The 21,573-nt window shown below is 38.9% G+C and carries 22 protein-coding genes, 1 tRNA gene and 1 riboswitch; of the genes, 19 read left to right on the top strand and 4 right to left on the bottom strand.

The genetic code is table 11. The features are described from left to right. The first annotated feature begins 143 nt into the window (after positions 1-143). The 3 genes from A6754_RS16595 to A6754_RS16585 all read left to right on the top strand — a co-directional run bounded on the left by A6754_RS16595 (position 144) and on the right by A6754_RS16585 (position 2,040). On the top strand, positions 144-467 hold the full coding sequence (locus A6754_RS16595) for a nucleoside triphosphate pyrophosphohydrolase (protein WP_066448293.1): 324 nt from the start codon (positions 144-146) through the stop codon (positions 465-467). Positions 468-535: 68 nt separating this feature from the next. Then, the gene (locus tag A6754_RS16590; RefSeq protein WP_066448291.1) at positions 536-1,525 is read left to right on the top strand and encodes an HNH endonuclease; all 990 of its coding nucleotides are present in this window, start codon (positions 536-538) and stop codon (positions 1,523-1,525) included. Between the two features lie 53 nt (positions 1,526-1,578). Further along, positions 1,579-2,040: an SMI1/KNR4 family protein gene (locus tag A6754_RS16585; protein WP_066448289.1), complete on the top strand. Its 462-nt coding sequence runs from the start codon at positions 1,579-1,581 to the stop codon at positions 2,038-2,040. A gap of 126 nt (positions 2,041-2,166) precedes the next feature. Here A6754_RS16585 and A6754_RS16580 read toward each other — a convergent pair whose 3' ends face one another. Continuing rightward, on the bottom strand, positions 2,167-2,418 hold the full coding sequence (locus A6754_RS16580; RefSeq protein WP_066448283.1) for a DUF2642 domain-containing protein: 252 nt from the start codon (positions 2,416-2,418) through the stop codon (positions 2,167-2,169). Between the two features lie 28 nt (positions 2,419-2,446). After that, entirely contained in the window at positions 2,447-2,704 is a 258-nt protein-coding gene (locus A6754_RS16575) for a YuzF family protein (protein ID WP_257298301.1), read from the bottom strand. A gap of 364 nt (positions 2,705-3,068) precedes the next feature. Here A6754_RS16575 and licT point away from each other — a divergent pair, with 364 nt between their 5' ends. The 12 genes from licT (at position 3,069) to A6754_RS16515 (ending at position 16,011) form a co-directional block, all read left to right on the top strand. Next, positions 3,069-3,911 carry a BglG family transcription antiterminator LicT gene (gene licT / locus A6754_RS16570; protein ID WP_066448281.1) on the top strand — a complete coding sequence of 281 codons (843 nt, stop codon included), beginning with the start codon at positions 3,069-3,071 and terminating at the stop codon, positions 3,909-3,911. A gap of 132 nt (positions 3,912-4,043) precedes the next feature. After that, positions 4,044-5,912: a beta-glucoside-specific PTS transporter subunit IIABC gene (locus A6754_RS16565; RefSeq protein ID WP_066448279.1), complete on the top strand. Its 1,869-nt coding sequence runs from the start codon at positions 4,044-4,046 to the stop codon at positions 5,910-5,912. Positions 5,913-5,939: 27 nt separating this feature from the next. Then, positions 5,940-7,358: a glycoside hydrolase family 1 protein gene (locus A6754_RS16560; protein WP_066448273.1), complete on the top strand. Its 1,419-nt coding sequence runs from the start codon at positions 5,940-5,942 to the stop codon at positions 7,356-7,358. Positions 7,359-7,369: 11 nt separating this feature from the next. Then, positions 7,370-8,809: a glycoside hydrolase family 1 protein gene (locus A6754_RS16555; protein ID WP_066448270.1), complete on the top strand. Its 1,440-nt coding sequence runs from the start codon at positions 7,370-7,372 to the stop codon at positions 8,807-8,809. Positions 8,810-9,095: 286 nt separating this feature from the next. Continuing rightward, positions 9,096-9,491 carry a CidA/LrgA family protein gene (locus A6754_RS16550; protein WP_066448267.1) on the top strand — a complete coding sequence of 132 codons (396 nt, stop codon included), beginning with the start codon at positions 9,096-9,098 and terminating at the stop codon, positions 9,489-9,491. Further along, positions 9,469-10,152, top strand: a complete 684-nt coding sequence (locus A6754_RS16545) for an LrgB family protein (RefSeq protein ID WP_066448264.1) — start codon at positions 9,469-9,471, stop codon at positions 10,150-10,152. The genes A6754_RS16550 and A6754_RS16545 overlap by 23 nt, the downstream gene beginning before the upstream one ends. Before the next feature lie 150 nt (positions 10,153-10,302). After that, a complete protein-coding gene (locus A6754_RS16540) occupies positions 10,303-11,442 on the top strand; it encodes a sensor histidine kinase (RefSeq protein ID WP_066448260.1) in 1,140 nt (379 codons plus the stop codon). After that, the gene (locus A6754_RS16535; RefSeq protein ID WP_066448259.1) at positions 11,435-12,067 is read left to right on the top strand and encodes a response regulator; all 633 of its coding nucleotides are present in this window, start codon (positions 11,435-11,437) and stop codon (positions 12,065-12,067) included. Before A6754_RS16540 ends, A6754_RS16535 begins: the two co-directional genes overlap by 8 nt. Positions 12,068-12,082: 15 nt before the next feature. Continuing rightward, a complete protein-coding gene (locus A6754_RS16530; protein ID WP_066448258.1) occupies positions 12,083-12,397 on the top strand; it encodes a hypothetical protein in 315 nt (104 codons plus the stop codon). Positions 12,398-12,689: 292 nt separating this feature from the next. Next, positions 12,690-13,622 carry an ABC transporter ATP-binding protein gene (locus A6754_RS16525; protein ID WP_066448257.1) on the top strand — a complete coding sequence of 311 codons (933 nt, stop codon included), beginning with the start codon at positions 12,690-12,692 and terminating at the stop codon, positions 13,620-13,622. A 14-nt stretch (positions 13,623-13,636) separates the two neighbouring features. Continuing rightward, a complete protein-coding gene (locus A6754_RS16520; protein ID WP_066448253.1) occupies positions 13,637-14,911 on the top strand; it encodes an ABC transporter permease in 1,275 nt (424 codons plus the stop codon). Continuing rightward, entirely contained in the window at positions 14,908-16,011 is a 1,104-nt protein-coding gene (locus A6754_RS16515; protein WP_257298290.1) for an ABC transporter permease, read from the top strand. The genes A6754_RS16520 and A6754_RS16515 overlap by 4 nt, the downstream gene beginning before the upstream one ends. 47 nt (positions 16,012-16,058) lie before the next feature. Here the strand turns inward: A6754_RS16515 and A6754_RS16510 are convergent, their stop codons facing one another. After that, entirely contained in the window at positions 16,059-17,183 is a 1,125-nt protein-coding gene (locus A6754_RS16510; RefSeq protein ID WP_066448250.1) for a DUF5050 domain-containing protein, read from the bottom strand. Between the two features lie 43 nt (positions 17,184-17,226). Beyond that, positions 17,227-17,309, bottom strand: a riboswitch (cyclic di-GMP riboswitch). Positions 17,310-17,728: 419 nt separating this feature from the next. Here A6754_RS16510 and A6754_RS16505 point away from each other — a divergent pair. Next, positions 17,729-17,802, top strand: a tRNA-Gly gene (locus A6754_RS16505). 324 nt (positions 17,803-18,126) lie between these two features. On the opposite strand, the gene A6754_RS16500 is transcribed toward A6754_RS16505, so the two are convergent. After that, positions 18,127-18,792 (bottom strand): B3/B4 domain-containing protein, encoded by a 666-nt coding sequence (locus A6754_RS16500; RefSeq protein ID WP_066448247.1) that lies wholly within the window; start codon positions 18,790-18,792, stop codon positions 18,127-18,129. An 86-nt stretch (positions 18,793-18,878) separates the two neighbouring features. Here A6754_RS16500 and queG point away from each other — a divergent pair, with 86 nt between their 5' ends. The 3 genes from queG (at position 18,879) to trmL (ending at position 21,570) form a co-directional block, all read left to right on the top strand. Then, positions 18,879-20,006 (top strand): tRNA epoxyqueuosine(34) reductase QueG, encoded by a 1,128-nt coding sequence (gene queG, locus A6754_RS16495; protein ID WP_066448243.1) that lies wholly within the window; start codon positions 18,879-18,881, stop codon positions 20,004-20,006. Between the two features lie 148 nt (positions 20,007-20,154). After that, on the top strand, positions 20,155-21,033 hold the full coding sequence (locus A6754_RS16490; RefSeq protein WP_066448239.1) for an amidase domain-containing protein: 879 nt from the start codon (positions 20,155-20,157) through the stop codon (positions 21,031-21,033). 63 nt (positions 21,034-21,096) lie between these two features. Next, positions 21,097-21,570: a tRNA (uridine(34)/cytosine(34)/5-carboxymethylaminomethyluridine(34)-2'-O)-methyltransferase TrmL gene (gene trmL, locus A6754_RS16485; RefSeq protein WP_066448232.1), complete on the top strand. Its 474-nt coding sequence runs from the start codon at positions 21,097-21,099 to the stop codon at positions 21,568-21,570. Positions 21,571-21,573: the final 3 nt, after the last annotated feature.

The raw sequence follows: 21,573 nt of genomic DNA, 5'->3' as shown, positions 1-21,573 counted from the left end.
GATTAAACCAAGTAGGGGGGAGGAAAGAATCCTCCCTTTCTCTATATTTACTAAAAAGGTTAATAACATAATGGAGAGTGTGTTTTCTTCCCAGAATATAACTGTTAAAATAAGTTGTAAAAGGAATAAAAGGAAGGTTCTTCATGCCTTTATATAACAAGCTTGTCCGAGATAAAATACCAGCTATTATTAATAACACAGCGAAGGATTTTCATACAAAACGGTTAAGTGAAGATGAATACATTATTGAGTTGAAAAAGAAATTAAATGAGGAAATCAGCGAATATCAAATAGCTGGGGATAATCAAGACGCCTTAGAGGAACTGGCAGATGTTTTGGAAATCATCCATAGTCTTGCGATCGTCCACGGTGCCGACATAGACGAAATTGAAAAAATTCGTCAAAAGAAGGCAGAAGAAAAGGGAAGTTTTCAGGAACGGATTTTTCTTATAGATGTAGAGGATTAAGATAAGTAAATAGATAAGAAAAAAATATTTAAATCGCAAGGCATCCGGGGCATTTTGGAGGAAACGCAATGAGTCATAAATTAAAGGTAGGAGAACTAAGAGAAACATATATAACCGACGAGGAAATATGGAGAATACTCACTGTCGTGTTATCAAGCAAATCTGTAAAATCTTCTACCTATAAGTATGCTCTAATTAAAGCATTAATTGAGAATTTATATATGGTCAATGACAATTTTGAGTTAACTTACAATCAATTAGCCTATTCTTTTACAAAGATTTATTGGAACTTAATTGTTCAACATAAATTAATCCACCAAAATAGAGGGAAAACGGCCAGAGTTGTGACGCTGATTAAGGAAACACAGACAAATCATGCCATTCCTGATGAAATGATCTTCGATAAAATCAGCGATGACTTGCAAATCAAACTCGTAAGCAAAATTAAGTCAACAATGAAAGAAAATGTTTACGGTGCGCTTTATGGAGATACAAGGGGAAGTTTTTATTCGTTTGATCACCGGCAGGAAATCCTGAGAATAAGTCCAGCTGTACATGGATTTATGCTGAATTATCAAAGGCTTATAGTGAATCTGACGAACTATCATTTGGCAGCAATGATTGAACAGCTGAATGAAGTTCCAAGCATAAATTATCTGTTAGGCAAGGTTGAAAGCATTGCCAAGCGGTCTTCTCTGCGTCCATTTGAAAGAATCCTGTTAGAGTATTTTAGTGCGGATTGTTTTTATTGTTGTAAGCCGTTAACCGGGATTACAAGAGAAACACATGTGGATCACTTCATACCTTGGTCTTTTGTGCAATCAGATCAAATTTGGAATCTAGTACTATCCTGTAATAAATGCAACACTTCAAAAAGTGACAAACTGCCAAAAAGAGATTATCTTGAATTCATTATTGAGCGGAATCATGAGCTGAATGACAAGAAAGAAGATCAAGTGGTAACAAACTGGATGGAGAATTATAAATCGAAAAAAATGATCATGCTTTATGATTATTCGATTAAGAATGGATTTGATACGATTTGGACTCCATCATAATAAGTAAATACCCAGAACCAATACAATAAAATGGACTATTAGGAGCAGGAAATATGATAAGAAATGTATGGAGTGACCGGAATGAAAGCTTGCCAGCGTTAACACCTAAAAAGGTGCAGGAAGCAGAAGTTAAACTAGGAGTAAAATTGCCGAAATCTTATATTGAACTATGCAGCATTCAAAATGGCGGCTATCTGGAGTATGATGCCTTTCCGACACTTGTTCCAACAAGCTGGGCTGACGATCATGTTTCAGTTGATCACATTAGAGGCGTTAATGAAGATGGGATTCTGGACAACCAATACTATATAGACGAATGGGGACTTCCAAATCATATCGTTCTGTTATGCGGAGACGGCCATTCATGGGTTGCGCTGGATTATAGAGAAACAAAAGAAAATCCACCAATTATATACGTAGATGCAGAATACACAGATGAAATATTTATACTTGAACTCGCCTCTGATTTTGAATCATTGATTAATGGTTTATTTATTTATGAAGACAATGAGTAAATACAAAAAGGACCAATTAGGTCCTTTTTATAAATAAGATAAATTTCCTGCTTATAGGAGTAAAGCGCATTATGCTACCCCTTGGGCAGTTTTGTCTTACTCTTTTTTATATAGAATAGAAATCTATTAACGAGTGGTATCCGGCATAATCCAAACCACTTCGCATAGGCGAACAAAAAACGTTGAATCGCGCTCTTGAAGGGCAATATGATCTGGTTTAACATCGATTACACTGCCTGAAATTCTTCCTCTAGATGTTTCAATAACAGCTCTTTTTCCAACTAGGGAGCTTGCTGCATTATACACAAATGGCTCCACCACGATTACTTGTTCAGGCTGCTGCATCATGTTCATAGGCTGCATGTTTTGACGGTACATATTTTCATCTCCTCAGATTTTTTCTTGTTTACTCAGGCATAATCCATACGATTTCACAAAGGCGGATAAAGAAGGTTGATTCAGCTTCTTGAATGGCGATGTGATCAAGTTTTGCATCAAGAACTCTACCTGATACGCTGCCCCGAGATGTTTCTACAACTGCACGTTTTCCAACTAAAGAACTGACCGCAGCGTACACATAAGGTTCGACAACAATTACTTGCTTCGGCTGCATCGTTGTTTCCATCTGTCTTGGGTAAAACATCTGTGTATAAGGGTTGTTCACTTGAGATCCTCCATTATGGTCTTATTTATTATGAATACATTCACAACATATTCAGCTTCAAGGGTATTTGCCCTGGTTATATACCTATATTTGAATAATTTCCTAGGCGCTTTTATTGCTAGTTGAATTCCGAAAAAAATTTTTGACGATTCTAATCTTTTATATTATTATTTCACTATAAAGAAGAAAACGCTTTACTCATACAACTCAATGATCTCAGGGTGTTACTTATACAAGGCATAACCTGAATTAATCTAGATAGGACTAGGACTCTAGTTTTATTTGAGATTGATTCAGGTTTTTTGATTATAAGAATGAAATAACGAAGATTCGGCACTCTATTCTTGAGGAAAGGAGCGATCGTGTGAAGTTAAAAAAGGCTTTAAATAATAATGTGATTTTGGCTAAGACAGAAGATCACCGTGAAGTTGTTGTCTTTGGCACTGGCATTGCTTTTAAACTGAAGCCGGGCGATCCTATTGATGAATCAAAGGCAAGTAAAGTGTTTACCTTGCAAACAAGTGACTTATCACTGCAGATGGCGAATTTATTAAAAGAAATACCTGTTGAATACGTTGAAATTACACAGGAAATCTTAGATTATGCCAGAAAGAAACTAAACGTTTCAATCAGCGACTATACATTGCTCACGCTCACCGACCATATCTATTATGCGATTTCAAGATATAAAAAAGGCGAGAAAATTGTAAACGTTCTATTATGGGAAGCTAAGAAGTTTTATAAATCAGAGTTTGAAGTTGGATTAAAGGCTTTAGAAATTATAAAAGAAAAAACAGGCGTGGCCTTTAATGAAGATGAAGCAGGTTTTATTGCCATGCATTTAGTTAACACGCAGGTTGAAGGCAATGAAATTGATAAAACATTAAAGATGACCAAGATTGTCCAAGACATATTAGGCATTATTAAATATTATTTTAAAATGGAATTTGATGAAGATTCCTGGAATTATGGCAGATTGGTTACTCATTTAAAGTTTTTTGCACAGAGAATCCTATCAAAGGATCGAATTGAGGAACAGGATGATGATCTATTCATTCAAGTTCAGCATAAATATCCAGAAGCATTTGAATGTGTGAAAAGAATTGAAACATATGTGAAAAATGGTTTTGGCATGCAAATCACTCATGCAGAAATGGTCTATCTTGTTCTGCATATCTCCCGTGTTACATCACGCGGAGGAAAATAATTTAATGATGAATACAGGGTGTTACTGAAAAGGCATAACCTGTGATGTTTCAAGGCTGATACCAGTCTTGTTTATACATCCAGTGTTATGCCTTTTTTTATATTATAAATATATATTAGGGGGTTTACCACAATGGCTGATTACAAACAATTAGCACAATCCATTGTCGAAGGTGTCGGCGGTGAAAACAATGTAGACAGCGTTTATCATTGCATGACAAGACTTCGTTTTAAACTAAAAAACGGAAATAAATTAAATAAAAAGGATCTTGAGCAGTTAGATGGTGTTGTATCTGTGCTTTATAGCAATGGACAGCATCAGGTTGTCATTGGAAATCATGTTGCAGAAGTATATAAGGCGATTACAGATCAATATAACATTGACAGTGCTGCTACTTCTTCCAGTCAGGAAAGTGAAAAGAAGACTAGTAATCCGATTGCCCGCCTGTTCAACATCATGTCGAGCATTATTACGCCGATCGTACCAACTCTAGCCGGTTCAGGTATGCTGAAGGCCCTTCTTGTTATCTTCACAACCTATTTTGGGATGTCAGAAGAAAGCAGTACGTATCTGATCTTAAGTGCAGCATCTAACGCGGTATTTTACTTTTTCCCGCTAGCTCTAGCTGTATCGGCTGCAAAAACGTATGGAGTTAATACATTCGTTTCATTAGCGATTATGGGTGCACTGATGGAGCCGAAATTTACCGGATTAATGCAGGAAGTTGGAGATATCGTTGATTTTGCCGGATTGCCAATTGTATTAATGAGTTATAGCGGTCAAATTATCCCGGCTATTTTGGCTATTTGGTTATATTCTTATTTAGAAAAGTTCTTAAACAAAGTTATTCCAAAAGTTATTCAAATGTTTGCTGTTCCAATGATTTCATTATTAGTTATGGTTCCTCTTACAGCAGGTCTTATTGGACCGTTTGGCGTTTATGTAGGTGATGGAATCGCTACAGGTATTGATATGATGAGTAACACAAGCGGTATGTTAACAGGTGCGATTATTGGCGCAGGCTGGACATTCCTTGTTATGTTTGGAATTCACTGGGGCATTGTACCAGCGATGCTTCAGAACTTAACTCAAACAGGGTTTGATACCATTCGTCCGCCAGTAGCAAATGCAACATTTGCACAAGCTGGTGTAGCATTTGGTGTCTTCCTGAAAGCAAAAGATAAGAAACTTAAATCATTAGCACTTTCATCTTTAGCTCCAGCTCTATTAGCAGGTGTAACAGAACCAATCGTGTATGGATTATCGGTGCGCTTAAAACGACCAATGATTGCAGCTGTTATCGGAGGAACGATTGGCGGAGCGTTTGCAGGCGCGATGAATACAACTGTTATGGCATACGTATTCCCGGCTCTGACAACATTGCCAGCCTTTATGACTGACACGTTTGCTTATTACATTATCAGTATTACCATTGCCTTTGTTCTCACAGCAGCACTTACGTATATTTTAGGATTTGATGAAGGAACACCAGCTAGTGATGATAAAGTAAAACCACAGACTCAGAATAATAAAATAGATAGTAATCGCTCTGTTGTAAAATCACCAATGAGCGGAAAAGTCGTTCCTTTGAAAGAAGTGAATGATCAGGCTTTTTCAACTGGTGCAATGGGGCAAGGTATAGCTATTATCCCTGCTCATGGAAAAGTGTTTGCGCCCGTAACAGGTACAGTAACGACTTTATTCCACACAAAACATGCTATTGGCTTAACAGCAGATGATGGCACAGAAGTTCTCATTCACGTTGGTCTTGATACAGTAAAACTGGATAGTCAGCATTTTACAGCTCATATCAATCAGGGCGACATAGTGCAAGAAGGGCAATTATTAACAGAGTTTGATATTGAAGCAATTGAAAAAGCAGGTTATGAGCTGACAACACCAATAATCATCACAAATTCTAATGATTATTCAGATGTAATTGAAACAGAGCAGTCTGCTGTTTCAAACAATGATGTGCTTTTAACAGCAGTGAAATTGTAAAATAATGAAGTTTAGGAGCTGATCCATATGAAACCGAATCAATCACACTTCCCAAAGAACTTTCTCTGGGGAGGTGCAATAGCTGCCAACCAAGCGGAAGGCGCTTGGAATGAGGATGGAAAAGGTCCTGCGATAAGCGATGTTATTCGAAATGGGATCGTTGGCGGGACATTTGATGGAGAAGTGATAGATGGTCATTATTATGCAAGTCATGAGGCTATCGACTTTTATCATCATTATAAAGAGGATATTGCTCTTTTTGCAGAAGCAGGCTTGAAATGCTTCCGTACATCCATTGCCTGGTCTCGTATTTTTCCAAATGGGGACGATGAACAGCCGAATGAAAAAGGATTGCAATTTTATGATTCGCTTTTTGATGAATTATTGAAAAATGGAATTGAACCAGTTATTACGATTTCACATTTCGAAATCCCTTTAAACTTAATAACAAAATATGGCGGCTGGACAAACCGCAAGCTGATTGATTTTTATGAACGCTATGCGGTTACGATCTTTAAGCGTTATAAGGACAAAGTGAAGTATTGGATGAATTTTAATGAAATCAACCATTTTCACACAATTCCATTAGCAGCTGGCGGCATCCTCATTCAAGATGAAGAAACAAAGCTGCAGGATATTTATCAGGCGTCACATCATGTATTTGTGGCGGCTGCCAAAGCAGCAAAGCACTTGAAAGAGATTCGTCCTGATGCTATGATGGGCGCCATGCTTTCACTAAGCCCAATTTATCCGCATACATGTCATCCAGAGTCGGTCTTTGAATCCTATCAGCTTAGAAGAAGATCATTGTTTTACTCTGATGTGATGATTCGCGGAACGTATCCGACATATGCAAAGCGGATTTGGGATGAGCATCATATTAATGTGCAGATGGCTGATGGTGATTTAGAGCTTATCAAAGAGAACACAGTCGATTATCTTGGCTTCAGCTACTATCGCAGTTCAACCCATGAGGCAGGCATGAAAATCCTCGGGAATACGGGAGGCATTATCGGTAAAGACAACCCGTATCTGCAAAAAACAGATTGGGGCTGGCCAATTGATCCTCTTGGCTTGAGATATGTCTGCAATGAATTGTATGATCGTTATGAAATTCCGCTCTTTATTGTTGAAAATGGCTTTGGCGGAAAAGATGAATTTGATAAAGATGGCAAAATTATTGATGATGAAAGAATCAATTATATTCAAAAACATTTAATCCAGCTTAATGAAGCTATAAAGGATGGCTGTGACATTATCGGTTATACATGGTGGGGACCCATTGATATTGTCAGTGCCGGAACAGGCGAAATGAAAAAAAGGTATGGCTTCATTCATGTTGAAAAAGATAATGACGGTAAAGGAACACTGAAACGGTCAAAAAAGAAAAGTTTCCAATGGTACCAGCAAGTGATCAAGACAAACGGCCAATCGTTATTTGAATAAAGGAGGACATTATGGAACACAACAAAAAAGCACCATTTACAAAAGATTTTTTATGGGGGGCAGCTTCAGCAGCTTATCAGGTAGAAGGAGCTTGGGATAAGGACGGCAAAGGACCTTCTGTATGGGATGTATTTGTCCGCAATGAGGGTGTAACCTACAAAGGCACCAATGGAGATGTGGCAGTAGACCATTACAATCGCTACAAAGAAGATGTCGCATTAATGGCCGAACAAGGATTGAAAACATATCGTTTTTCCATTGCATGGAGCCGGATCTATCCAACAGGAAACGGAGAGGTCAATGAAAAAGGGCTTCAATTTTATGATGATTTAATTGATGAACTGTTAAAATATAATATTGAACCAATGATTACACTTTATCACTGGGATATTCCGCAAGCTCTGATGGATCAATATGGCGGCTGGGAATCTAGACAGGTGATTGAGGATTTTAATGAATATGCCATTACTCTCTATAAGCGTTATGGAGATCGTGTGAAATATTGGATCTCCTTAAATGAGCAGAATTATTTTATCAGCTATGGCTATGAAACAGCACTTCATCCCCCGGCTGTCAAAGACCGCAAGAGAATGTATGCAGCGAATCATATTGCTAACTTAGCGAATGCCAAAGTGATCCAGTCTTTCCGCAAGTATGTGCCAGATGGCAAAATTGGACCTAGCTTTGCATACAAGCCTTATTACCCAGTTGATTCGAATCCGCAAAACATACTGGCATTTGAAAACAGTGAGGATTTAAATAATTATTACTGGATGGATATGTACGCTTGGGGACGCTATCCAGTGACGGCTTGGAAGTTCTTAGAGGAAAATGGTTTGGCTCCAGAGATTGAAGAAGGCGATTTCGAGTTATTGGCATCTGCAAAACCGGATTTTATGGGTGTAAACTATTATCGTACAACAACCGTAGAAGAGAATCCGAAAGATGGCGGTGTTGATATCGGTGTTAAAAATGTAACAGGGAAAAAAGGCTCCACGAAACATTCTGGCATGCCTGGAATGTTTAAAACAACAAACAATCCTCATGTAGAAAGCACAAACTGGGATTGGGATATTGATCCGCAGGGACTGCGTATTGGTCTGCGCAGAATTGCGACGCGCTATCAGCTTCCGGTACTCATTACTGAAAACGGCTTAGGAGAATTTGATGCACTTGAAGAAGGCGATGTTGTTAATGATGATTACCGGATCGATTATTTAAAATCACATATCCAGGCAATCCAGGATGCAATGAGTGATGGAGTTGAAGTACTTGGTTACTGTGCATGGTCATTCACAGATCTGTTAAGCTGGCTAAACGGCTATCAAAAACGCTATGGCTTTGTTTATGTTAACCGAGATGAAGATGGCGAGAAGGATCTGCGAAGAATCAAGAAAAAAAGCTATCATTGGTATAAAGAAGTGATAGCTGAAAACGGAGAAAATCTCTAACCGATTAAGGAGGATACCTAGTGGAGGAAGAAGTTTTGCTTCCCTCTTTAGGTATTCTTTTGTGTTTTTTAGGCTGCAGTGAATTTTAAATTAGCTATTGAAGGAGATGGGTTATATCTGTAAAATAGTTATCATTTAAGAAAAGATAGGAAAATACCTAAAAGTGTGAGAAGGAAATGAACTTTCTTCGGCTTTAGGTATTTTATTTGTTTATAAGAATGAAGTTTTATAGTCCACGGGTAAGCTTTACTTTAAACAGGCAAGTCTTATGGAAGGAAGTCTGAACATGAAAAATGCAGTATTGTTTTTAGGGCAAATCTTAATCCTTTGGCTCATTTATATTTGCTCTCAGTATGCCGTTTCGTTATTGCACTTGCCGATCCCCGGCAGTGTGTTGGGAATGCTGCTTTTATATTTTGCTTTATCCAAGAAAATCATCTCATTAAAATTAATTGAAAAAGGTGCACTTTTTTTAACAAAACATCTGACCTTCTTGTTTTTGCCTTTTGTGATCGGGCTGATGTCTTATGGTGATCTAATCAAAGCAAGTGGGATTCAGCTGCTTGTAATGATAGTGGCAAGTACGCTAATTGGCATGATTGCTACAGGTGCTGCATCGCAGTTTTTATCAAAAAAAGAGAGGGAGGTTGTGAAGGAACATGAACATTCTGACGCTGTTTAGTTTATGCCTGACTGTTGCCGTATACATAGCAGCAAGAAAATTCGCAGAAAAATTTCCATCTCCATTTACGATTCCTCTAGTAACAGCATCTGCTTTTATAATTATTTTTTTCTTATTATTTGATATTTCGTATGAAGAATATGGAACAACCAAAAGCATTATTACCTATATGCTTGGACCAGCAACAGTAGCATTGGCAGTTCCAATGTATATGCACCGGGAGATCATAAAAGAGAAGTTTTGGAATGTCTTGTGTGGAATCCTGATCGGTACTTGTACGACTATCTTTGCTGCAGTCAGTCTTTCAAAAGTGCTGCATCTCTCAGAGACCATTCAAACTGCCTCAGCTGTTAAGGCCATTACAACGCCAGTTGCGATAGATACAGTGAAAATTTTAAATGGAGATCCTACCTTAGCTGCTACCTTTGTTGTCGCTTCTGGAATTACCGGGGCCATAACGGGCTCAGCTATATTAAATTTTTTCCGTATTCATGATCCGCTTGCACGTGGTCTTGGGATGGGGACAGTCTCGCATGGAATCGGTACAAGTCAGGCGTTAAATGAGGGCAGTCTCCATGGAGCTGCTGCGAGTGTTGCGATGAGCGTCGCCGCCATTATGACATCCATTTTACTGCCGCTGGTTTATCGTTTGTTTGTATAATTTCTTTAAGCTTTCAAATTGTCTGCATATGTCAGACGGGTTGAAAGCTTTTTTGCGGAGATGTTTTTACATTTTCAATAAGAGAGTGCTTTAGCCATTCATTACGAGTATAATTATGGTAAATAAAATGACCATTTTGGGAGTCTATAGATGAAAAAAACGTATTTGATTTGGTTAGCCTTTCATTGCATTGTCTGGATTTTTACCTTCATTGACTTATACCCGTTCTTAAATGAATGGCAAATTGGCAGTGTTTCTTTCTTTTTACTGCTGGTATTTATTTTGCCTCTCTTTAAGGACAGGGAATGGCTGCAGACTGCCATTTTTAGTGTGCAAGGTGTTTTAAGCATATTTATTTTCTACCCTGATGGTGATGGGTTTCCACGGTATATGCTCCTAATACAAATATTAATTATGGCTGAAGCTGTCTTTTACTTATCGCGTCTAAAAAGTATTCTTATTATTGCAATTATAAGCGGGGGAGCATATTTTACTTTTTTGCAGATACAGCTTACTGCAGGAAGTCTTGCTTGGTATGGCCTCATCTATTTACTTGTGATTTGTGCTCTCCTTTATTATCAAACATTACATAGAAAAGTTTCTGAAGTGCAGGAGAGAAACGATGCCCTGCAGCATGAGTATCGCAGAATGAAAAGACTGCTTGTTACAGAGGAAGAGCAGACTAGAAAAGATGAACGAATGCAAATCGGTCATGAAATTCATGATTCAGTTGGGCATAAACTAACAGCGCTAGTCATGCAATTTGAAGTGTTCCGGTTAAGTGCTGAAGAAAAGGATAAAGAGAAAATTACCGCATTAAAGGAGCTTGCACAGCAGAGTCTGGAAGAGACGAGAAGAGCAGTAAGATCCTTCAAAGACAGAGAAGTAGGAGGACTGCAAGGTGTCATTCGGCTCATCCGCAAATTAGAATTAGAAAGCTTTATGAAAATAAATTTTATTGTAAAACATGGCGCCTTTGCTGCTCCGCTAACAGGAGAACAATCCTTTGCCATATACCGGGCTGTGCAGGAAGGTCTTACCAATATCATGAAGCATGCACATACAAAGGATGCACAGGTGCTCTTTGAGTCACCAGGCGGCAGCATTTTCCGCTTTGAGGTATCGAATGCAACAGCCGGGAAAGTTTATTTTGAAGAAGGATACGGTTTAAAGGCCATGAGAGACCGTCTTGAGAAAGTCGGCGGTATATTAGAGGTAGTAAACAATGAAAGAGAATTTATGATAAGAGGCGTTATTCGATTGACTGATCGGAGTGGGAGAAATGATTAAAGTAATGTTAGCAGAAGATCAAGTGATGGTGCGGCAAGGGTTAAAAGCCATGATCGAAACGGATCTGGAAGTGAAAGTAAAAGGAGAAGCAGGGAACGGGAAGGAAGCGGTTGAGTTATGCGAAAAACATCATTTTGATGTAGCGATACTGGATATCCGCATGCCTGAGATGGATGGAATTGAAGCAGCAAAAATCCTCAGGATGAGATTCCCGCAAATGAAAATTCTCATGCTCACAACGTTTGATGACGAACAGTATGTAATGGATGCCTTAAAACTAGGCGTCAGCGGCTATATGCTTAAAAATGGAGATACAGAATCACTGTTGAGAGCCATTAAAGACTCAGTAAAAGGCGCCCTTTCACTGGAAGGGCAGGTTGCGGCCAAAGTCGTGCCTGCACTGCTGCATAATGAACAGGATCAATCCGTACATCCCGACTTAACACCAAGAGAAAGAGGCATCTTAAAATGCATTGGCGAAGGCTTAAACAATAAGGAAATCGCCGATCGTTTAGGATTATCTGTTGGCACGGTTAAAAATCAGATCAGTCATATATTGGATAAATTAGAACTAAGAGACCGGACACAGCTGGCGATTTATGCGATTCGAAGCAGGCTTGTATGAGATTTTTGTATTTGGATGGAATTAGGTGCTCGCTGGGTTGTGTTTGATGGGAAAACGGGTTCGTTTGATAGGAAACTGAAAAATTTTGATAGGAAAGCGGGTTCGTTTGATAGGAAACTGAAAAATTTTGATAGGAAAACGAGTTTGTTTGATAGGAAACTGAAAAATTTTGATGGGAAAACGGGTTCGTTTGATAGGAAACTGAAAAATTTTGATAGGAAAACGAGTTTGTTTGATAGGAAACTGAAAAATTTTGATAGGAAAGCGGATTCGTTTGATGGGAAACTGAAAAATTTTGATAGGAAAGCGGGTTTGTTTGCTCGGATGTGAAAAATTTTTATTAAAACTCGACTGGAAAACAAGGAATACTCGGAGAAATTTTATAAAAAACCTATGATCATCCAAATTTTTGCCCAAGAAACACAAAATTAGACTCTGCATTACGGCAAAACACGATGCAAAAAAGAAAAAATGACTAAAGTAACAATGTCCTTTTCCTTGAATGACCAGGGTCAGTATTGACGCTGGTTTTTTTATTTTATACTTAGAAATATCAAGAGCAGCAAGGCTGTTGCCCAATTGATGCCAATGCCTAACAAAGCCATATAAAGGAGGAAGTTAGATGCTTGAGACGGTTGATTTAAGCAAATCATTTAAAGGAAATAAAGCCGTGCAAAACGTTAATTTATATTTAGATCAGGGTGAATCAGTCGGTTTATTGGGTCCAAACGGAGCAGGGAAGTCAACAACTATTTCAATGATGTCTACATTATTAAAGCCGACCAGCGGTGAGATTAAATTAAATGGGGCCAATACGCTTGGTAAACCAGATGAACTTCGCAAGGTATTAGGCGTTGTTCCACAGGAAATTGCCCTATATCAGGAGCTTTCTGCTTATGAAAATTTACGCTTTTTCGGCTCCATCTATAATTTGAAAGGGCAGAAGCTGGAGAAACGAATTCAGGATGCTCTTGAAATGGTTGGGCTGAAGGATCGCCAAAAAGGAATCGTCAAAACGTTTTCGGGCGGCATGAAGCGCAGAATTAACATTGCGGCGGCACTTCTGCATGAGCCGGAAATTCTCATTCTTGATGAACCAACCGTAGGAATTGATCCTCAATCACGGAACCACATCTTAGAAACAGTCAAAAATCTGAATAAAGAGAAGGGCACTACTATTCTATATACAAGTCATTATATGGAGGAAGTTGAACAGCTCTGTGACCGACTGTACATTATGGATCATGGTGCCGTCATTGCTGCTGGAACAAAACTTGAGTTACTCAGTATTTTATCTTCCGAGGATACAAACAAAGTAGAGTTGAACCATTTAGATGAATCGTTTATTCAAGAAGTAAAGGATATGGAAGGAATCAGCAAAGTCGAAGCCTCCAATCTTCAATTGAAAATTATTGCGAAAAAGGGCAGTAATCTTATTAGCAACCTCGTTCATCTCGCTGAGAAACATCATGTGCAGATCGTTAATTTCCATACAGAAACACCAAGCCTTGAGGATGTCTTTTTACATTTAACCGGGCGCACTTTAAGAGACTAGGAGGGAGGGGCATAATGAGTCATTTTATTAAAAAAGATTTGTTAATTTTCTGGCGTGATCGCAAGGAAACACTTATTGCACTGCTGCTCCCGATTTTACTTATTATCGTGTTGAATTTTGCTCTTTCTGGAGTTATGAGTGACGATGAAGATAATCAATTGGATTTGCACTTGGGGATTGTAAATCAGGACGATCAAGAGGTAGCCATGACGGTTTTACAGGAAAAGCTGGTCAATGAGGCATCTTTTACAGAAGCGAATGCTCTAGCTGTTTCAGAAAGTATGTATGCATTGCAGCCTGTGGATCAATTGTTTGCCTATTTTAATAGTGAAGAAATAAAAGACTTTGTGACTGTTCAGAAACTGGATGAGGATGAAGCCAATCAAAGAGTTGAGGATGGCGAACTGGACGGTATTCTTGTGATACCAGAAGGGTATACAGCAGAAACGCTATATTCTTCGATCACAGGCGAAGCTCCGGCAGCCCAATTGCGTTATAAGCTGGAAAACAATACAAATGAAAATAACATCTTATTTAATGTAATTGATGGGTTTATCGACCAATTGAATTATCAGTTTGCTCTTTCAAAGGTTGAAGGGTCTGAAAACGCCATTGTGCATGCGCCGCAAGGAGGGGTTGAGACAGTTGAGACTCATACACCCTTTACACTTACTGTTGCACAATATTATGCAGTAACCATGGGGGCGCTTTTTGCTTTGTTTTTAGCAGCAACAGTCGCGATCAAAACGGGTGAAGAAATCAGACAGCAGGTTGTAAATCGAATATATATATCGAATGCACATCCAACACAATTTTTAATGGGGAAGATGGTCTCAACCTTTTGTTTAGCTTGGGTTCAGCTATTATTCGTGCTTCTCACCTCCAATTTCCTATTAGATGTGTTCCCTGACCGTTCCGCTTCATTTTGGGCAGGTTTAATGATCATCATTACGTTAATAGCTTTATCCATTGCCGGCCTATCTGCCGCTTTTACTTCTCTTTCATTAAGAGTGAAAAATATTGATGCTGCAAATGGTTTGTTTATGTTTGTGGTCATCATATTAGGAGCAATCGGGGGCGGTTTTGTTCCAGTCTATATTTTGCCAAACTGGCTTCAGCAAATAGGGGAATGGACCCCAAATGGACTTGCGCTAGTGATCTATACAGATTGGGTGCAAAATGAAACAGTATCTTCTATTTTACTCTCTAGTCTGCTGCTTGTAGGATTCTTTCTGCTTCTTGTCGTTATTGGAATCCTGCTGTATCCGAAAAGGGGGAATGCGAAATGATGAGGTCTGTTATATGGGCACAATTTGCAAAGGATCGGCGAGTGCCCTTATTCTTAATTTTGTTAATAGCAGGCAGTGTTTTGGCCACTGTCATTTTTACTGGCGGTGCTAACTCCCCCTCTTCATTTGCTATTTATAGTGAAGAAGCAAATGCTGATCAAATTGAAAAGAAATGGGAGAAGCTGCTAAATACTGATGATTCTTTGCAATTTAGCATTGCCGATTCGGCTCAGGTTAAAGAAGATTTGGAAAAAGGGAATATTGATTCAGCTGTAAAATTAATGGAAAATGATTATAAGATCATCACGAGTGATGAAATAACAGATGTTTCATATATGCAGCAGCATGTTCATTCTGTGTTTCAGAGAGAAGCGGAGATCAGTGCGATTACAGATTTAGAAGGAAATGAACTGACAAGAGAAGATGTGGAAAAGTATTTGCAAGCAGGTCCTGTTCAAATGGAAAAGGTCGGGCTAAATAATGAAGAGATGACAGACTATAACATGCGGACACAGTTAATGTTTGCTTTTACTCTCTTAATTGCTATCTTTATACTTGGCTTTAGAGTGAATAATGTAACACATGATAAGGTATCCGGTGTTTGGGACCGGATGATTCTTGCACCGATCAGCAAAACCAAAATGTATACAGGATACATCTTATATAGTTTCTTTATCTCCATGTTTCAGATTGTGGCCGTACTATTGTTGTTTAAATACGTGCTGAAGTATGATCTTGGAAATCAGTTTTGGCTGATCATACTCGTATCTGCTCTGTTTGTATTCAGCATGATCAGCATCGCCATGCTGATTACTGGATTTGTAAAAACACCAGAACAGTTCTATGCGATTTATCCATCCATCATTCCGCTGATTCCTCTGATTAGTGGATCCTACATGATGCCAGGAACGATTTCTAATCCAATACTGCTGTTTGTCGCGGATCTATTTCCAATGGCACATGCAATGGATGCCATCATGAATGTAATTTTTTATGATGCTGGGCTGGCTGACATAACGATGTCATTGCTAGTCATGCTTTTAATTGGGATTGTTGGAATGGGATTAGGGATCAATTTGGTTGAGCGGAGGAGCAGGTGATTTATAGAAAAAAACGGGAGGGCATTGTGTGCCATCCCGTTTTCTCTTTAATTCGTTTTAATGGAAGCTTGTTTATTTGTTTTTTTATTCGTATAGTATAGCTTGTTTTGATCGATGAAAAGATCGATTGAATGTACTTTATTCATAGGTTTAGCGTGTTTGCCTGCTAGTGTTGCTTTATACAAATATCCGCCATTTGAATAGTTGCTGAAGTAAATTTTGTTGTGCGTGATGGCAAAATAAGGTGCTCGTGCATTGATCAGCTTTGTTTTTCCTGTACCGTCCTTTTTCATGCGGTAAAGCTTGTCCTGATCTTTACTGTTAGAGTAATAGAAATAGTTTCCCATCTCTTGCACAGATTGAAGCTCTTGAAAGTAAGTATATTTGGTGCTTGCCGCTGATGGATATTGCTTTTCATTCCAGACATGATCTCTTCTCAATGTCTTAGCGTCTACAAGAAAATATTTATAGCTTACTTGATCATCCTGATTTGGGACAGGATCATTCCAAGTGGAGTCAACATAATAATAGTGTTGATCTACTTTTACCATATTCCAAGCATGTGGACCGCCGTTAGCTGTTCCTGCTATATTTTCGTTCTCAATACCAGCACGATCTAATAGCAGCTGCATCGTTTTAGCGTAGCCTTCACAAACAGCAATTCCATCAACCATTAAACCATAAGGTGTATACGAGCTGTCAGGAACTGTTCCTTTCTGATAGTTTGTCCAGTCATAAGCTGTATTTAAAACAATATAATCGTGAATCGCTTTTACTTTATCAAAATCTGAATCCTTTGGTTGGATTGTTTCTTTTAATATGGAATGAATCAGCTTTTCTTGTTTGCTAACCATTGTTTTGATTTGGGATACAGGGTATTTGTAGCTGATTTTAATCTTACCGTTTGAATATATCAGTGTATTACTGTGCTGAAAATAAAAGATTTCAGGATGATCTGCTAACACGTCATTGATGACTTCGCCAACTTCTTTGTATGAAAATGATTGAGAAGGGTATGTGGCAGTTGTTTGATAGCTTTTAAAGGAATTCAGCAGATTCTGGTAGGTTTCTTGATAAGCTGAATCTTTCTTTTCTGCTGCAAGAGCAGAGGAGCTGATCATTGTGAGGAACAGAAATGCAAAACATACGGAATACAAGGTCTTTTTGACCATGGTCAATCTCTCCTTTACGATTAGTTTCTAAATAGAAATTAATTACGGTAACCCAGCTGTCATAGCTTGCGCCTTAGACCTGTGGCTTTGCGTCTCAATCTTTCAATTGATTTGCCGTTATGAGTATTATAGTCTATTACTATTTGTAAATAAAGGAGTATTAGGTTTAAAATACTAGTCTAATAGAAGTATTTATGTAAAACTTTTATTAAATGTTGTGGATTTATTAAGGTTTAATTAAACATTTGTTAAAGAAAAATGAAAAACCTGTTGACGATAGAGGATAAATATACTAGAATAATAAAAGTAATCAGCGGGATTATTCGACAAAATTCGATAAATTTTGCAGGTTCTATTTTGAGCTTAATAACATATTATTTTTATATATTGCGGATGTAGTTTAGTGGTAAAACCTCAGCCACGAGCATAGCATCCTTGAAACATCTGCGAGTTGCCTCGACACATTAGCTTCTCGAATGAGCTGGCAGAGAAAGAGGCATGACATTTCGTGAGATTAAAATTATTTTAAAAAGATTCATTATAATGCGGGTGTAGTTTAGTGGTAAAACCTCAGCCTTCCAAGCTGATGATGAGGGTTCGATTCCCTTCACCCGCTCCATACATAACCAACGCAGTGTTCCGTTTCTATAAGAACGAAATGTTGCGTTTTTTCATGTTTAAAAAAGTGTTTTCATTAAATGTGTGAAAAGGGTCCATTTAGGAGATATGTGCTTAGAAGCTAAGGAAATGTGAAGTTTAACGAAAGTTATCCGCCGTCAGAAAATTTTATCCGCCAATTTTGGGCTTTTATCCGCCGTTAAAAAAATTTATCCGCCAAAAACCATCTTTTATCCGCCAAACGCAAAAACACACCGCCTATCCCGTCGCTCAGCACAAAAAAACGCCCGCCTGCTCAGCAGCAGACGGAACGCACTCCATAATATCAATCAATTATGCGGACCTCACCAGTACCCCCATGCACTTGAAGGAACATATCCTTCAAAGAAACAGTCATTTCTTCCGCTTCTTCAACTGTAATAGATGGGCGATGAAAGACAATTTGCAGCGCATTGACGGTTTCTTCTGTGACAGCCGTTCTTTCTGAATCCACGAATGGGCTGCCAAATGGACCGGCTTCATCTGCTGCGACAAGTAATCTGTGGACAGAGTTTTCCCGACCGTTTAAACCGATATAGGATTCATTCTCCTCACCAAGTCGAATTTGGACTGGACCAGAAAGCTTGTCTGCATCATAAATTCCGATCGGCACTTGATATTTTAACGAAAAGAAATTATTCAAATCAATCGCACTATGAACAGATTGCAGATAGTTTTGCTTTATTACTCGTCTGAAAAGTGCTTCGGCGGAATGCCGATAGCGGTTAGGATCCTTTCCGCAAGCTTTAAAAATCTGACGCCATTCCTGAATTGCTTCGATCTCGGTGACTTTTTTATCCTCATAATCGAAATAGAGCGACTCCTGAAATAATTGCAAGCGGCCTTTTACCATTTGCGGAGATTTGCCAACTTGAATATCATGGTATGTAATCACGCCGATTTTAAAATGAGGGATTAATGTGCTCAATTCAGGTGAAATGTTAATTTCCAATGTTTCCACCTCCAAAATAGATTAGAAATAGTTTATCATAAGAATAATGATTTTTTCATTAAAAGGTAAGTGAGTTGGTGTACTGCATGAAAGTAGAAGAACTGAAACAAGATATTATACAATACAGCCAGTCAATCGGGATTGATAAAATCGGCTTTACAACAGCCGATACCTTTACTGGTTTAAAAAATATATTAATGAAGCAAATTGAACTGAATTATCAATCCGGCTTTGAAGAGCCTGACCTGGATAAAAGAGTTACGCCTGCATTGCTTTTGGATCAACCCCAATCGATTATTTCAATCGCTCTTGCCTATCCTTCTAAAATGAGGGAGCGGGTTGCTGGGAAAAAAGGGGAAAGAAGGGGCATTTTCTGCCGGGCGTCTTGGGGAGAAGATTATCACCATATCTTACGGAATCGTCTGCAGCAGCTGCAGGACTATATCGCTGAAAAAGTGCCGGATGCCCGATTTAAATTTATGGTCGACACGGGTGAGCTTGTCGATCGAGCGGTTGCTGAAAGAGCGGGAATCGGCTGGACTGGAAAGAATTGTTCCATCATTACACCAGAATTCGGTTCCTATGTATATTTAGGAGAAATCATTACGAACATTCCGTTTGCACCGGATAAGCCGATTGAGGATCGTTGCGGTACGTGCACGAAATGTATGGATGCCTGTCCGACTGGGGCCTTGGTGAATCCTGGTCAGCTGAATGCTCAGCGCTGCATTGCTTTTTTAACACAAACAAAAGGCTTTATGCCGGATGAATTTCGGGAAGAATTGGGCAATCGCATCTATGGCTGTGATACATGCCAAACCGTTTGCCCTGAAAATAAAGGCAAAGATTTTCATTTCCATCCTGAAATGGAGCCTAATTCAGAAGACGTAAAGCCGCTGTTAAAGCCTATTTTAAAAATGAGCAACAAGGAGTTTAAGCAAAGATTTGGGCGCATGTCGGGCTCGTGGCGCGGAAAGAAACCAATTCAGCGTAATGCCATACTTGCTCTTGCCCATTTTAAAGATGAAACAGCCGTTGATGATCTGAGTGACTTGATGTTTACAGATCCGCGTCCAGTTATTCGCGGCACGAGTGCGTGGGCTTTAGGAAAGATTGGCGGAGAAAAGGCGAAGCAGGAATTAGAAAAGGCTCTAACAACCGAGCAGGATCCAGAAGCTCTGGATGAAATGCAAAAAGGACTTTCTTTTTTATAAAGATTTCTTTGAAAGTGTCTAGTTCCTGAAGATCATGGAGCTGCAGGCTTTTAAATATTTTAATTGAGATGAGAGGCATGTCCTCTCATTTTTTTATTGTGAAAATGACTTTTCCTTCATAAGTATAAAAAGAAGGGAGAGATGCACAGTGAGAGACCAATTACAGAAACATTTAGAGAATATGGTTGGGTTATATGTATCATCTGAAAGGCTCTCTAATTCAGCGGATTTAAAAGTTGAACGTAAGCTAGGCGGCCTGCAGCGCAGGAATGCTGAAATCGTTAAAGCGAAAGCAACAGGGGCGATTATAAAAAAAGAACAAGGAGAAAATGAAACAGAGCTCGTGCAATATCGTGCTCATTTCCAATACTTAATTAAACAAAAATCCTCCTTATATATAGAAGAAGAGATGGAAGAGCGGGAGGCTGAGTTTTATAAAGGTGTGCTTGTTGATGATAAAGTGATTGAGCCGGATTATGAAATGCCAAGCATGCTAAATGATCTTCAGGAAAGCGGAGAAGCTGATGTAAGGCTGAAATTTCATTATGATCGTTTGAAGGCCGTTCAATATGCTGAAACATGGTGGAATAGCTATAACCCAGCCTATAAAAGCTTTGATGTTGACTGCACAAATTATATTTCTCAATGTCTGCATGCTGGCGGTGCGCCGATGAGAGGCTATCCGAATAGAGGAAAGGGATGGTGGATGCAAAACAATAATTGGAGCTACAGCTGGACGGTAGCGAATGCCATGCGCTGGCATTTGCCTGGTTCAAACGCGGGGCTTCAGGCGAAGGAAGTAGCTGCTCCAGAGCAACTGCTGCTTGGAGATGTCATCTGTTATGACTTCCAGGGGGATGGCCGTTTTGACCACACTACGATTGTGACAGGAAAAGACGCTGATGGAATGCCGCTCGTGAATGCTCACACCACTAACAGCCGAATGCGGTATTGGGCTTATGAGGATTCCACTGCATATACACCGAACATAAAATATAAATTCTTTTCTATAAACGATCAGAACTAGAAGTTTAAAATTTTTCTTTCAAAGTGATATAATGAATCAGACATATTTTTAGAGGTGAAAGACATGGCACTACATATTGTACTCTATCAGCCAGAAATCCCGGCAAACACCGGCAATATTGCCCGTACTTGTGCAGCGACAGACACAACACTGCATCTGATTCGTCCGCTTGGCTTTTCAACAGACGATAAAATGCTGAAGCGTGCAGGACTTGACTACTGGGAATTTGTAAATATTGTTTATCATGATTCATTAGATGATTTTTATAAACAAAATGAAGGCGGAGAGTTCTTTTATTTAACTAAGTTTGGCACACAGCCACACTCCACATTTGATTATAGTGATCAGGACAAAGATTACTTTTTTATTTTCGGGAAGGAAACAACTGGCCTTCCAAAGGATGTTATCGAAAGCAACAAAGATCGTGCGCTGCGCATTCCGATGAATAATAATGTCCGCTCGCTGAATTTATCCAATACAGCTGCCATCCTCATTTATGAGGCGCTAAGACAGCAAGATTATATTCATCTAAAATAGACC

The organism is Cytobacillus gottheilii (assembly GCF_001636345.1).
Classification (GTDB): Bacteria; Bacillota; Bacilli; order Bacillales; family Cytobacillaceae; genus Cytobacillus; species Cytobacillus gottheilii.
The sequence above is the reverse complement of the archived record's forward strand: the minus strand, read 5'-3'. Positions and strand labels throughout refer to the sequence as shown.